Below are 13,580 nucleotides of genomic sequence, written 5' to 3'. Positions count from 1 at the left end.
CTTGAACCGGGAACGGGTTTGGGCTACCCGGGCCGCCGTTTCGTGGGCTTCGCCGCCCGGACCCCCAGTCCTCAAACGCCGGACGGGCTGAGTTCTCAGCCCCAGCGCGGCCGAGAACTCAGCCCCGCTGCGCCAGCCCGAACCGCGCCCGCAGCCCCGGGCGTTCGTCCGCCGCCACCGATGCCGCGCCGTCCGTGACCGTCTCGTACACCGCGAGGATGTCCGCGCCGACGGTCGACCAGTCGAAGCGGCGGACATGGGCGCTGCCGCGTTCGCGCAGGCCCTCGCGGCGTTCGGGGTCGGCGAGGAGGCGTACGGCCGCCTTGGCGAGGGAGTCCGCGTCCTCGTTGGCGAACAGGTCGCCCGCCGCGCCCTGGTCGAGGACCTGGGCGAAGGCGTCCAGGTCGCTGGCGAGCACGGGCGCGCCCGCGGACATCGCCTCGACGAGGATGATGCCGAAGCTCTCGCCGCCGGTGTTCGGGGCGACGTACAGGTCGACGCTGCGCAGCAGTCGCGCCTTGTCCTCGTCGCTGACCATGCCGAGGAACTCGACGCGGGAGCGGAGTTCGGCGGGCAGTGAGGCCACCGCCTCGTCCTCGTCGCCGCGGCCCGCCACCAGGAGGCGCGCGTCCGGCCGCTCCGCGAAGATCTGCGGCAGGGCCTTCATCAGCACCGGAAGTCCCTTGCGGGGCTCGTCGATGCGGCCGATGAAGCCGATGGTCTCGCCCTGCCACTCGGGCTTGGGCTCGGCCTTGGCGAAGAAGTCGACGTCGACGCCGTTGGGGATGACGACCGCGTCGCCGCCCAGGTGCTCGACGAGGGTGCGGCGCGCGTACTCGCTCACCGCGATGCGCGCGCTGATCTTCTCCAGGGCGGGCTGCAGGATCGGATACGCGGCGATCATCGCCCGCGAGCGCGGGTTGGACGTGTGGAACGTCGCGACGATCGGACCCTGCGCGGCCCAGCAGGTGAGCAGGCCGAGCGAGGGGGAGGTCGGCTCGTGGATGTGGATCACGTCGAACGTGCCGTCGTGCAGCCATCGGCGTACGCGCGCGGCCGACAGGAAGCCGAAGTTGAGCCGGGCGACGGAGCCGTTGTACGGCACAGGAACGGCCCGGCCCGCCGACACGACGTACGGCGGAAGGGGCGTCTCGTCGTCCGCAGGGGCGAGGACGGAGACCTCGTGCCCGAGACGGATGAGGTGCTCCGCCAGATCGCGGATGTGGAACTGGACGCCGCCCGGCACGTCCCAGGAGTACGGGCAGACGATGCCGATCCTCACGACCGCTCCTTCGGGGCATCGGTCTCGGAGCGTGGCTCCAGGTCGGCGACCCACAGACGCTGCAGCATGTGCCAGTCCTCCGGATGGTCGGCGATCCCCGTGGCAAAGGCGTCGGCCAGCGCCTGCGTCATGACAGACGTCTTCTCGGCCTTCGTACCTGTCTCGGGGACGTCGATGGGTGGGTGGACACGGCCCTTCATGACGGGCGAATCGTCGTACCAGAGCGTGACGGGAAGCAAGAGCGCGCCGGTCTGCTGGGCGAGCATCGCGGGTCCCGCGGGCATCCGGGCGGTGTCTCCGAAGAACTTCACCTCGACTCCGGAGGCCGACAAATCACGGTCGGAGACGAGACAGACCAGGCCGCCCGCGCGAAGGCGGCGGGCCAGCGTGCCGAAGGCGGAGCCGCCGGTGTGCGGCAGGACCTCCATGCCCAGGCTCTCGCGGTAGGCCACGAAGCGGTCGTACAGCGTCTCGGGCTTGAGGCGCTCGGCGACCGTCGTGAACGGCGTCTCCAGCTTGGTGGTGACCCAGGCACCCGCGAGGTCCCAGTTGCCCAGGTGCGGCAGGGCGAGGATGACGCCCTTGCCCGCGGCGAGCCCGTCGGTGAGGTGGTGGACGTCCTTGACGTCGAAGCCGTTCTTGACCCGCTCCCTGCTCCAGGACGGCAGGCGGAAGGACTCCATCCAGTACCGCAGGTAGGAGCGCATGCCCGCCTTGGAGAGCTCGGCGAGCCGCTCCGGGGTGGCGTCGGGCACCACGCGCGCGAGGTTGGACTCCAGGCGGAGGACGCCCTTGCCGCGACGCTTCCAGACCGAGTCGGCGATGGTCCTGCCGAGGCGGTCGGCGACCGGCTCCGGCAGCTTCTTGACGGTGCTCCAGCCGAGCCCGTACAACGCGTCGGTGAGTCGGTCCTTCACTGCGCGGCCTCACTCTCCTGGGCCTGCGAGTCCGTGGCGGCGTCCGCCTCCGCGGACTCGCGGCGCACGGTCACGACGCGCTGGACGAGGGTGACGGCGCTGCCGACGGCGACGATCCACAGGGCGATGGGCAGCAGGATCTGGATGCCCGGGACACCGAACTTGTGCAGCCCCGCGAAGCCCGCGGCGACCAGCGAGATCACGAGCCGCTCGGCGCGCTCCACCAGGCCGTTGACGGCGACGGGCAGGCCGATCGCCTCACCGCGTGCCTTCGTGTACGAGACCACCTGGCCGCTCGCCAGACAGAAGATGGCGACGGCGCAGAGGATGTTGTCGTCGCCGGACCCCGCGTACCAGAGGGCGAGACCGCCGAAGATCGCGCCGTCCGCCACCCGGTCGAGCGTCGAGTCCAGGAAGGCGCCCCAGCGGCTGGAGCGGCCGAGCTGGCGGGCCATGTTGCCGTCGACGAGGTCCGAGAAGACGAACAGCGTGATGACGATCGTGCCCCAGAAGAACTCTCCACGGGGGAAGAAGACCAGCGCTCCCGCCACCACACCGGCCGTGCCGATGAAAGTCACCGCGTCGGGGCTGACCCCGCGGCGGATGAGAAACGCGGCGAACGGTGTGAGGACACGCGTAAAGAATGCACGCGCGTACTTGTTCAGCATGGCCTTCCCGAGGGGTCGGTGCGCCGCGCGGCCCCGTTGGCCACCGGCTGGCCCATCGTAGTCACGCCCTTGACGGACCGGCTCGCCCCCTCACGATCGCGTACGACGTATGGACGCAGAGTGACCCGAGTGGAAAGCTCGAAAGCACCGCGGGCGTCGCCGGAGTCGACCCGCACACGGCCCCGCGTGTCCGCGAGCAGCCAGCATCCCCGAGGGGGCTGAGCCTCCTCACCATGCACGTAACCGGGAGGCCAAGGCATGGGCGACAAGGCGAACGCACACCCCGGAGCCGCCGGCAGGGCAGCATCGGCCGACCACCCCGCGTCCGTACGGAATGTGGTGCTGGTCGGCCACAGCGGATCGGGCAAGACGACTCTGGTGGAGGCCCTCGCGCTGACCGCGGGGGCGGTGAACCGGGCGGGCCGCGTGGAGGACGGCGGCACCGTCTCCGACTACGACGAGATCGAGCACCGGCAGCAGCGCTCGGTGCAGCTGTCCCTGGTCCCCCTCGAATGGGGCGACTACAAGATCAATCTGCTGGACACACCCGGCTACGCCGACTTCGTCGGGGAGCTGAGGGCCGGTCTGCGCGCCGCGGACGCGGCCCTTTTCGTCGTCTCGGCGGCGGACGGCGTGGACGGCGCGACCCGCATGGTGTGGGAGGAGTGCGCCGCGGTCGGCATGCCGCGGGCCATCGTGATCACGCATCTGGAGTCGGCCCGCGCCGACTTCACCGACATGACGCGCACCTGCGCCGAGGCGTTCGGCGCGGATGACCCGGACGCCGTGCTTCCGCTGTATCTGCCGCTGCACGGCGAGCAGGGCCCGGACGGGCACGCGCCGGTGACCGGGCTGATCGGGCTGCTCTCGCAGCGGATATTCGACTACGCGTCCGGGGAGCGCAAGGAGTCCGAACCGGGCGCCGACCAGCTGCCGCTGATCGAGGAGGCACGCAACAAACTGATCGAGGGGATCATCGCCGAGAGCGAGGACGAGTCCCTCATGGACCGCTATCTCAGCGGCGAGGACATCGACTTCAAGACACTCGTGGACGACCTGGAACGGGCCGTGGCGCGCGGCATCTTCCACCCCGTGCTCGCCGCCGCGCCCGCGGTGGAGGGCGCCCGCCAGGGCATCGGCACGGTCGAGCTCCTCGAACTCATCACGGGCGGCTTCCCGACCCCGCTCGAACACCCCGCGCCCGCCGTCACCACACCGGGCGGCAAGGCGCGGCCCGCACTCACCTGCGACCCCGCGGGCCCGTTGGTCGCCGAGGTGGTGAAGACGGCGTCCGACCCGTACGTGGGCCGCATCTCGCTCGTCCGCGTCTTCTCCGGCACCCTGCGCCCCGACGAAACCGTGCACGTCTCCGGGCACGGCCTCGCCGACCGCGGGCACGAGGACCACGACGTGGACGAGCGGGTCGGCGCGCTCTCCTCACCCTTCGGCAAGCAGCAGCGCACCCTGACCCGGTGCGTCGCGGGCGACCTGGCGTGCGTGGCCAAGCTGAGCCGCGCCGAGACCGGCGACACCCTCTCCGCCAAGGACGATCCGCTCCTGATGGAGCCCTGGGACATGCCCGACCCGCTGCTGCCGCTCGCCATCCAGGCGCACAGCAAGGCCGACGAGGACAAGCTCTCGCAGGGGCTCTCGCGCCTGGTCGCCGAGGACCCGACGATGCGGCTCGAACAGAACCAGGACACGCACCAGGTGGTCCTGTGGTGCCTGGGCGAGGCGCACGCCGACGTCGCCCTCGAGCGGCTGCGCAGCCGGTACGGCGTGCAGGTCGACGTCGTGCCGCACAAGGTCTCCCTCCGGGAGACGTTCGCGGGCAGGTCCGGTGGCCGGGGCCGCCATGTGAAGCAGTCCGGCGGGCACGGGCAGTACGCGATCTGTGAGATCGAGGTGGAACCGCTGCCCGGCGGCAGCGGCATCGAGTTCGTCGACAAGGTCGTCGGCGGCGCGGTCCCCCGCCAGTTCATCCCGTCCGTCGAGAAGGGCGTGCGCGCCCAGGCGGCGAAGGGCGTCGCCGCCGGGTACGCCCTCATCGACGTACGCATCACACTGCTCGACGGCAAGGCGCACTCGGTGGACTCCTCCGACGCCGCGTTCCAGACGGCGGGCGCGCTCGCGCTGCGCGAGGCCGCGTCCGAGGCGAGGATCCACCTCCTCGAACCGGTCGCGGAGGTACAGGTGTTGGTCGGCGACGACCATGTGGGCGCGGTGATGAGCGACCTGTCGGGCCGCCGCGGCCGGGTCGTCGGCACCGAGCAGGCGCCCGGCGGGCGCACCCTCGTGCGGGCCGAGGTGCCCGAGATCGAGATCGGCAGGTACGCGGTGGATCTGCGCTCCCTCTCGCAGGGCACGGCGCGTTTCAGCCGTACGTACGCCCGTCACGAGCCGATGCCCCCGCAGCTCTCCGACAAGATCCGCGAACAGGCGGCGGACGCCCCGTAGTTGAGCACCCGCCCGATCACCGCCCGCACCAGGTGGGCGGTGATCGGCCGCATTCCGCCGTCCGCTGACGGATGTCGGTGCGCCCGGATACGCTGATGACCTGATCAACGGATGTGCCGGGCGGCAACAGGTGTGCCGGACAAGGAAGTCGGGAAGAGCCGCAGCAGCGAAGGCGTCGCGGCGATGGGGGCGGCAGTGGCGGACGATGGATTCGACTTCAGGCCGGGGGCCCAGGTCCCGCTCTCGGGCGCGGCGGGACAGACCGCGGCGACGCACGCCCTGGCCTCGGCGGCGTATCGCGACGGCGACGTGGAAGACCTCCTGAAGGCCAACAGCGAATGGCACAAGTCCGAGGTGAAGCCCGGCCTTTGGTCGCTGTTCAAGCCGAGCCTCGGCGAGGCGTTCTCGCGGACCGTGCAGGTGCGGATGCTCGGCGGCGGCCGCAAGCCGCTCATCCAGTCGTTCGGCATCGAGCCGCAGTCGGTCGTCGAGCACTGCCTCGCGGCGAACAACATCCGCAAGCAGCGCGACAGCTGGCTCACCGCCGTCATGGTGCTGTGCGGGGTGCTTTTCCTGCCGGGCCTGCTCGTCTGGCTCGCCGTCTTCACCATCAGGAAGCAGGTCGCCAAGCGGGAGGACAAGCGCGCGGGCGCGCTCGCCTCGGCCGTGCTCGTCGCGGTGGGCGTGCTGGCCGTGATCCTCCTGATCAAGCTGCCGTTCGGCGGCTTCTGGGCCTGGTATCTCCGCGCGGCGGTCGTGCTCCCCGTGGTGGGCTGGTTCTGGGCCAAGCAGATCGCCGAGCGCACCGCCAAGGACATGCGCGAGCGCTGGTCGGGCCTGCTCGCGGGCGGCGGCATCGGCGCGAAGATCCCGGAGGCGGTGCCGGGCAGCCCCGGCGAGACGGCCGCCGAGCGGCTCCGGCAGGGCCTTGCGCGGCTCTCCGCGGAGCAGCAGAGCAACTCCGTCTTCTACGCCGGGCCCAAGGGCATATTGGGCATGGGCACCCGCTGGGGCAGCTGGCAGCTGGCCGAGGAGCTGGTGCCCGCCGAAGAGGGCAAGGAGATCCACCCCTTCCGCAGCTGGGACGTCATACGCGCGGTGCACGACCAGCTCCGCATGCTGGAGCGCGGCCCGCTGCACACCGGCGGCTTCCCCACCCCGTCGATAAAGCACTGGGTCGTCTCGCCGATCGGGGAGAACGCGAAGGCGGTGGCCCGCCCCACCGGCACCGACGTAGAGGCCTTCCAGGTCCGCGGCCACGAGATCCAGCGGATCTGCAACGAGCAGCAGTTCGGCAGCGGCGACCGCCACTACCTGGGCGTGCAGTTCACGCTCTGGGACGGCCAGTTGGTCATCACGATGCTGATCACGGTGACCGTGCTGCACGAGACGCTGCGCATCGAGGTCACCGGGCACGCGCTGGGCCCGGTCCACTCGCTGTTCACCAGCAAGCCCGACCCCAAGACGAAGACGGTCGCCAAGCCGATCAAGTTCTGGGAGACCACCGAGCGCAGCCTGCCGCTGGTCGACGCCGACGAGGTCGTACGCCTCGCGGTGCGCGCACCCTTCACCTGGTATCCGCCGCTCCTCGACTACCTCGGCGGCAAGCTGGCGCTCCCCGAGCCCTTCGGTCTGCGGCATGCCTGGGCGGACAAGCCGTGGCGGCACCGCTTCATGGCCGACGACGCGCTGCGTGCCGCCACGCCCGTGCTGCGCGTGGTGCACTCCGCCGCGATCAAGGTGCTCGAGGAGAACGGCGTGAACACGGAGAAGTTCGGCAACCGCTCCGGCTTCCTCAGCGGTGCGATCCAGGACCCCATGCCGCGGAAGGCGGACGTGTACGACGCGTGAGCCGGGCCTGCGGCGGATGGCAGCAAGGAGGGCGGTGGGGTGCACGCACCCCACCGCCCTCTGCATGTCACCGGCAGCCCCCCACCAGGACTACCGGTGAGGGCTCACGGTCAGATGGCCTCCCAGAGGGCGGGGACGTTCGGCGGCTCCCAGCCCGGGTTGGCGGTGTGGCCCTGGATGCAGCGGTAGCGGACGCCGTTGTAGGTCACCACGTCCCCCACCGCATAGGTGGCACCCACCTGCCAGGTGGTGTCGCCGCCGCCCGGCACGGTGAGGGTGTAGGTGGTGGTGTGGGTGGCCTGTCCGCTGCCCGTGAAGGTCAGCGTGTAGGTCCCGGCGGTCACACCTGCCGCGACCTCGACGGTGGCCGTCGCGGACTCGCCCGAGAGCACCGACGCCGGACTGATGGAGACGCTCACTCCGGTCGGGGCCCCTGAGGCCGAGAGAGCCACCTTCTGCGCCGACCCGCTGGTCGTGGCGGTGGAGAGGGTGACCTTCGCGGAGGAACCCGGTTCGACCGTGCCCGAGGCCGGGTCGGCGGAGAGGGAGAAGTCGTCCGTCGGGGCGGGCTTGTCGCTGACGGACGTCTTCCAGACCGCGTACGCGAGCCCGTCCGAGCTGCGGTCGAGCGCGGTGGCACCGATGTTGGCGGTGGTGTCACAGGCGGAGTGGTAGCACGAGTCGTACGCACGGCCCGCGGTGCCGCCCCACTTCGCGGCCTCGGCCGCGGTCTTCGTGGCGGAGGCTCCGGTGGCGTAGCCGGAGGTCGGGATGCCGACGCGCTGGAAGGAGGCGTCGTCGGAGCGTCCCTGTCCCTCGACGTTCTCCTGGGGTGCGAGGTTGAGTGATGTCCAGTAGTCCCGCAGCGGGACCGAGGCCGTGGAGCTCAGGTTGTTGATGAAGTACCCGGCGTTCGCCGAGCCGACCATGTCGAAGTTGTAGTACGCCTTGATCTTGGCGCGTTCGGTGCCCGAGAGCGATCCGGCGTAGTAGTCCGAGCCGTTCAGGCCCTGCTCCTCGTCGGTCCACCAGGCGAAGCGGACGCGGTTCTTCATGGTGGGGTTGTTCTGCGCCAGGGCCAGCGCGGTCTCCAGGATCGCGGCGGAACCGGAGCCGTTGTCGTTGATTCCGGGCCCGGCCGCCACGCCGTCGAGGTGCGCGCCGAACATGTAGACGCTGTCCGCGTCGCCCTGCGGCCACTCGGCGATCAGGTTGTTGCCCGCTCCGGCGGTGCAGCCGGAGGCGCAGCTCTGCTCGGTGACCTTGTATCCGGCGGCTTCGAGCTTGCCCTTCACATACGCGAGGGAGTCGCGGTACCCGCCACCGGTGGAGCGGCGGTTGCCGCCGTTCTGCGAGGCGATGGTGTTGAGCTGTGTCAGATGGGCCCGCACCTTCTCCACATCGACGTCCGGCGGCTGCGTCGGGTTGCCGCCGCCGCCCACGGTCAGCGTGTACTGGACGGTGTGCGACTTGGTGCCCGCTGTCCCGGTGACGGTGATCGGATAGGTGCCGGCCGTGGTGGACGCCGAGGTGGTGATCTTCATGGTGGCGTTGGAGCCGGACGTGACGGTCTTCGGGTCGAACGTGACGTCCACGCCGGTCGGCGCGCCCGCGCCGGTCAGCGAGATCTGCTGGGCGCTGCCGGTGACGGTCGTGGTGTTGACCGTGGCGGTGAGCGAGCCACCCGCGTCGACCTTCCCCGAGGCCGGGTTGAGCCCGAGGGAGAAGTCGTTCTGCTGCCCCTCGCAGGTCGGGTCACCGCTCTGTGCCGGGATGCTGATGGCGTCCCAGGCCGCCTTGGTGGCGTTGAACAGGTCGCAGCTCGCGTCCAGGTTCTTCGCCGAGGTGAGCGTGGCGGTGCGGTAGCGCTTGTACGTCATGCCGCTGGTCTTGAGCAGCATGGCGCCGTAGAAGATCTTGCCGGCGTTCTTGACGCCCACGCCGGTCACCTGCTTGTTGTTGCAGGTGGGGCTGGTGGGTTTGCCGCCACCGGGGTTGGAGCCCTCGGCGAGCAGATAGAACCAGTGGTTCATGGGCCCGGCGGCCTTGTGCTCCTCGGTGCCGGGAATCGAGGCGGAGTAGCAGTTGGGGTCGTTGTTGACCCGGCTCGGGTCGTACATGTTCCGGATCGGTCCGCGCCCCTGGAGGTTGATCATTTCCCCGACGGTGTAGTCGGGGGTGTCGTAGGGGGCGGGTTCGTCGATGTACGCCTCGGTCAGGGCGCCCATGATGTCGCCGGTCGCCTCGCCGAGGCCGCTCTCGTGGTTCGCGCCACCGGGAGTGAAGGAGTCCAGGCCATGGCCGAACTCGTGGCCGACGACGTCCAGTCCGGCGATCCACTCGTTGGCGCTGTTGTGGCCGATGGTGACGGAGGAGCCGTCCCAGTAGGCGTTGAGCTCGTTGAGGCCCACGCTCACCGGCCAGCTGCCGCCGTTGCCGTTGTGGCCGTTGCGGCCGAGCCACTCCTTGAGCATGTTCGACTGCTTCTGCGCCGCGAACATCACGTCGACGCAGCCGGTCTCGCGGCTGGTGGGGTTGCCGGTGCCCCAGTCGTCGGTCGCCTTGCTGAACACTGAGCCCTGGTAGCTCGAGCACTGGAGACCCGGCCGTGTGGTGTCGCGCAGCACGTAGTTGCTGCCCGACCGGGAGGTGTCGATGGTCAGCGGGTTGGGCCCGTTCCACTTGCTGTGGCCGGTTCCCGCGCGCACGTCGTCGTAGGTGTCGACGACCTTGCCGGTGAGCGCGTCGACGAAGACATGCAGCTTGCTGGGGTCGCCCGTCTTGGCCCTGCCGGTCAGCTCGGTCTCCCAGGCGAGCCTGGCCTGGTCCTTCTTGATCCGGACCACCAGGCGCTTGGAGTCGACCTTCTTGACCGACGCCAGCCTCGTACGGCTCGTCCTGACCGCCTGGGCGGCCGTCACCTCCGCCTTGGTGGTGACCGAGATCGTCGCGTCGGTCGCGGACCGGACGGAGCGGACCTTTCCGTCGCCGTCGGCGAGGACCACCGCGTCTCCGCCCACCACCGGAAGGCCGCGGTAGGTGCGTTCGTACGCGACCGAGTAGAGGCCCTTGACCCAGGGGGTGACCTGGTGCCGGTCGTACTGCTCCTCGGGCCCCTTGGCGAGCGAGTCGAGGCCGCTGCGCACCGCCTTGTCGGCGGCGGCGACGGCTCTGGCGAGGGGGTCCGGCTTTCCCGCGGAAGGCGCGGTCGCCGAGGCGAGGGACGCCGGCACCGTCACCCCCGCGAGTGCCAGGGCCAGGGTTAACCCGGCCGCTGCGGATCTTCTGAGCATCACGGCTCCTTGTGAGAGGTGTTGAGGCTCGGCTTGGCCAGGAGGAGCACGTGTGCGTCAGGCCGTGCGGTCGTACCCGCTGCCCCACTTCCGGACTGACGGTGACATGACACTCTCGTGGCAGGCGGAACCCTCACACCGGCCCGGTCCGCGGTCAATGGATTCCCGGCGTCCGGCACGCCCTGTCAAGAACTGGCAAGCGCGCGCAACCGGCACCGCCTCACTCCGACACGCTCCGCAGCAGCTCCCGGTACTCCCGGACCTCCGGCAGATCGCCCCAGCGCCCGACGAGCCGGCTGTGCAGGCCGCGCAACTCGACGGTGACCAACAACTCGCGGGCGCCCACGGCCTCTTCCAGGACCGGCCGCGCCAGAGCGACCGCCGCGACAGGATCACCGGCGCACGCCCAGCTGTCCGCGAGGCGCAGGGTGAGCAGCAGGCGCGCGGAGTGCATCACGGGCGGCAGCAACGCGTACGACCGGGCGGTGGCCTCGATCGCGCGCCGGGCCACCGCACGGTCCTCCGTCACCACCGCGAGGTCACGCAGCGCCCCGCCGATCGCCGACTCGAGCCGCAGCACACCCTCGGCGCCCGAGAGCCAGGGCGCCTCGAGGCGGTCCCGGTCATCGAGCCGGGCGAACCTGCGCCGCGCCATGGAGATGTGCCGTCGGCACGCGGCGGCGTCGTGGCTCAGCGCGTAGGCGCGCGCCTGGTACAGGTCGGCGAGGGTCGTCATCCAGCGCCGCTTGGCGTCCACCGCCCCGATGGCCTCCGCGTACACGAGCATCGACGCGGCGTCCCCGTCGAGCCGGACGAGCGTGGACATGTCGCTGAGGAGGGTCGCGCGGGCCTCGCCGTCCTGGGCGGCGTCCGCCCACCGCAGGCCGTGCCCGAACCAGGCCATGGCGACGCCGCTCTGCCCGCGCTCCATCCGCAGCCGCCCGGCGACCTGGGCGTACTGCGCGGCGAGCCGCAACTGGCCGTACGGAAGGCGCCCCGTGGAGTTGACCGCTTCGGCCCAGCGGGCCACGCCGCGCAGCAGCCGTTCCACGGTGGTCGCGCACGCGTCGGTGACACGGACGAACGCTTCGCGGATCAGACAGGCCAGCACGGTGGTCAGGCCGTGCAGCAGCTCCACCTCCGCGCCCGCCTTCTCGTCGGCACGGTCGTACGGCCCGGTCAGTCCGGTCAGCAGGTCTGTCACCGAACTCCGGTCGGGCGTCGCGCAGCCCACCCTGTCGTGCAGCGGGCAGGCAAGACCCTCGGCGGGCAGCCGGTCCGGCCATGGCTGCGTGGTCAGGAGAGCCCCGTCGCCGGGGGTGTCCGCTCCGGGGATCGGGGAGAACAGCGTGGGCTCCGTCAGGAGGAGGCCCGGCGCGCACCGCGACGGGGGCGGTGCGGCGATGACGGCGGCGAGCCGACCGCCGGTCTCCAGGACGGTGTCGAGCCGGTTCACCAGGTCGAAGGGGGGTTCCCGCCGCCCGCCCTCGAGCCTGCTGATGAAGCTGTGGTGGTAGCCCACCCTCCTGCCGAGCTGCAACTGGGTGAGTCCGGCAAGGCGGCGGTGAAAACGCAACTGCCGCCCGAACTCCGCCCACCCCGGATGGACCACCTGTGACATGCCGACAGACATGGCCCCTCCCTGACCAGGCTCTCCCTGACGGCAGAGTGGCAGGTGGGGTTGGCGCTTCCAACCCCCTTATCGCACAGGGGGGTTGACGATATGCAACGGAGTCGCCGCTAGCTCGTCGCCAGGGGCCAGGCGTCGGCGAGCATCTTGCGGGTGTCGGCGAGCAGCTGCGGCAGCACCTTCGTGTGCCCCACGACCGGCATGAAGTTGGTGTCGCCGCCCCAGCGCGGGACGACGTGCTGGTGCAGATGCGCGGCGATGCCGGCGCCCGCCACGGCCCCCTGGTTCATGCCGATGTTGAAGCCGTGCGCGCCGGACGCGGTGCGCAGCGCCGTCATCGCCTGCTTGGTGAGCTCGGCGAGTTCGGCCGTCTCCGGGCCCGTCAGGTCGGTGTAGTCGGCGACGTGCCGGTAGGGCACGACCATCAAGTGCCCGCCGTTGTACGGGTAGAGGTTGAGCACCGCGTACACATGCTCGCCACGCGCGATCACCAGACCGTCCTCGTCGGACTTGGCCGGGATGGAGCAGAAGGGGCAGCCGTCGTCGGCCCCCGGTCCCGTGGGCTTGTTCTCGCCCTGGATGTACGCCATCCGGTGGGGCGTCCACAGGCGCTGGAACGCGTCCTGCGTACCCACTCCGATCTGCTGCTCCGGCTCACTCGTCATGAGGTGCAGCATATGACTTCGTCCGTTCGGAGCGTGTCGGCGGGGCAGATCTGCGCGGGCACGCGGCGAAGCTTGGCCGATGATCGACGAGAGCAGGAAGGCGCGCTGGGAGAACCGCGCGGAGGTCCCGTTGGCCGTGGCATCGGTGCTCTTCCTCGCCGCGTACGCGGTGCGGGTGCTTGCCCACGGGCTGCCCGCGCCCTGGCGGGATGTGTGCCTGGCCGTGGCCCTCGGGGCCTGGGCGGCGTTCGTGGTGGACTACGCGGTGCGGTGGCGGCTGAGCGGGCAGCGCCTCGGCTTCGTACGCAGGAACTGGCTGGATACGGCCATCGTCGTCCTGCCGCTGCTGCGCCCGCTGCGCTTCGTGCGCACCTACGAGGCGGTGGAGCGCCGGCACTCCCAGCCGCGCCTCGCGCTGCACGCGCGTGTGGCGCTGTATGCGGGCCTGTCCGCGCTGCTCCTCGGCTTCGCGGGGGCGCTGGCCGTGTACCAGCAGGAGCACGGGGCGCGGGGCGCGACGATCCGTACGTTCGGGGACGCGGTGTGGTGGACCTGCTCGACGCTGGCCACCGTGGGGTACGGGGACGTGGCGCCCGTGACGCCCCTCGGCCGGCTCGTCGCGGTCGGCCTGATGGGCTGCGGTCTCGCGCTGCTCGGCGCGGTGACCGGCTCGTTCTCCTCGTGGCTGCTGCAGGTCTTCGCGCGCGAGGGCGACGCTCCCCCGGTCCCGGACGGCGGGGGGCCCCCCGGGGGTGCCCCGGGGGGCGCGCGGGGGCGGGGGCCCGATAAGGAACGGGGGGTTTTAAACAAAAACCAG

Annotated in this window: 9 protein-coding genes; 3 read left to right on the top strand and 6 right to left on the bottom strand. The window is 71.0% G+C overall.

Features of this window, described 5'->3' with window-relative positions; translation table 11 throughout:
• Window positions 1–118: 118 nt before the first annotated feature.
• From ACFWZ2_RS36790 to pgsA, 3 genes are read right to left on the bottom strand one after another with little or no spacing between them, the layout of a single operon-like run.
• Window positions 119–1,282, bottom strand: coding sequence for a glycosyltransferase family 4 protein (locus tag ACFWZ2_RS36790; protein ID WP_384553347.1), 1,164 nt, complete (start codon window positions 1,280–1,282; stop codon window positions 119–121).
• Window positions 1,279–2,199 carry a phosphatidylinositol mannoside acyltransferase gene (locus tag ACFWZ2_RS36785; protein WP_384553345.1) on the bottom strand — a complete coding sequence of 307 codons (921 nt, stop codon included), beginning with the start codon at window positions 2,197–2,199 and terminating at the stop codon, window positions 1,279–1,281. The genes ACFWZ2_RS36790 and ACFWZ2_RS36785 overlap by 4 nt, the downstream gene beginning before the upstream one ends.
• Window positions 2,196–2,867: a phosphatidylinositol phosphate synthase gene (gene pgsA / locus ACFWZ2_RS36780; RefSeq protein ID WP_384553343.1), complete on the bottom strand. Its 672-nt coding sequence runs from the start codon at window positions 2,865–2,867 to the stop codon at window positions 2,196–2,198. The genes ACFWZ2_RS36785 and pgsA overlap by 4 nt, the downstream gene beginning before the upstream one ends.
• Window positions 2,868–3,125: 258 nt before the next feature.
• Here pgsA and ACFWZ2_RS36775 point away from each other — a divergent pair, with 258 nt between their 5' ends.
• Window positions 3,126–5,324 carry an elongation factor G-like protein EF-G2 gene (locus tag ACFWZ2_RS36775; RefSeq protein ID WP_384553341.1) on the top strand — a complete coding sequence of 733 codons (2,199 nt, stop codon included), beginning with the start codon at window positions 3,126–3,128 and terminating at the stop codon, window positions 5,322–5,324.
• A 183-nt stretch (window positions 5,325–5,507) separates the two neighbouring features.
• The gene (locus tag ACFWZ2_RS36770; protein ID WP_384553339.1) at window positions 5,508–7,175 is read left to right on the top strand and encodes a hypothetical protein; all 1,668 of its coding nucleotides are present in this window, start codon (window positions 5,508–5,510) and stop codon (window positions 7,173–7,175) included.
• Window positions 7,176–7,285: 110 nt separating this feature from the next.
• On the opposite strand, the gene ACFWZ2_RS36765 is transcribed toward ACFWZ2_RS36770, so the two are convergent.
• The 3 genes from ACFWZ2_RS36765 to ACFWZ2_RS36755 all read right to left on the bottom strand — a co-directional run bounded on the left by ACFWZ2_RS36765 (window position 7,286) and on the right by ACFWZ2_RS36755 (window position 12,775).
• Window positions 7,286–10,468 (bottom strand): M20/M25/M40 family metallo-hydrolase, encoded by a 3,183-nt coding sequence (locus ACFWZ2_RS36765; RefSeq protein ID WP_384553337.1) that lies wholly within the window; start codon window positions 10,466–10,468, stop codon window positions 7,286–7,288.
• Window positions 10,469–10,688: 220 nt separating this feature from the next.
• Window positions 10,689–12,101 (bottom strand): helix-turn-helix domain-containing protein, encoded by a 1,413-nt coding sequence (locus ACFWZ2_RS36760; RefSeq protein ID WP_384553335.1) that lies wholly within the window; start codon window positions 12,099–12,101, stop codon window positions 10,689–10,691.
• 107 nt (window positions 12,102–12,208) lie between these two features.
• Window positions 12,209–12,775: an HIT family protein gene (locus tag ACFWZ2_RS36755; RefSeq protein WP_384553333.1), complete on the bottom strand. Its 567-nt coding sequence runs from the start codon at window positions 12,773–12,775 to the stop codon at window positions 12,209–12,211.
• A 67-nt stretch (window positions 12,776–12,842) separates the two neighbouring features.
• Between ACFWZ2_RS36755 and ACFWZ2_RS36750 the strand changes: the two genes are divergently transcribed.
• A partial coding sequence (locus ACFWZ2_RS36750) for a potassium channel family protein (protein ID WP_384553331.1) occupies window positions 12,843–13,580 on the top strand: 738 nt, incomplete at its 3' end.

The organism is Streptomyces sp. NPDC059002, from assembly GCF_042740435.1.
In the GTDB taxonomy this organism is placed as follows: Bacteria; Actinomycetota; Actinomycetes; order Streptomycetales; family Streptomycetaceae; genus Streptomyces.
This window is presented reverse-complemented; position numbering and strand designations above follow the sequence as displayed.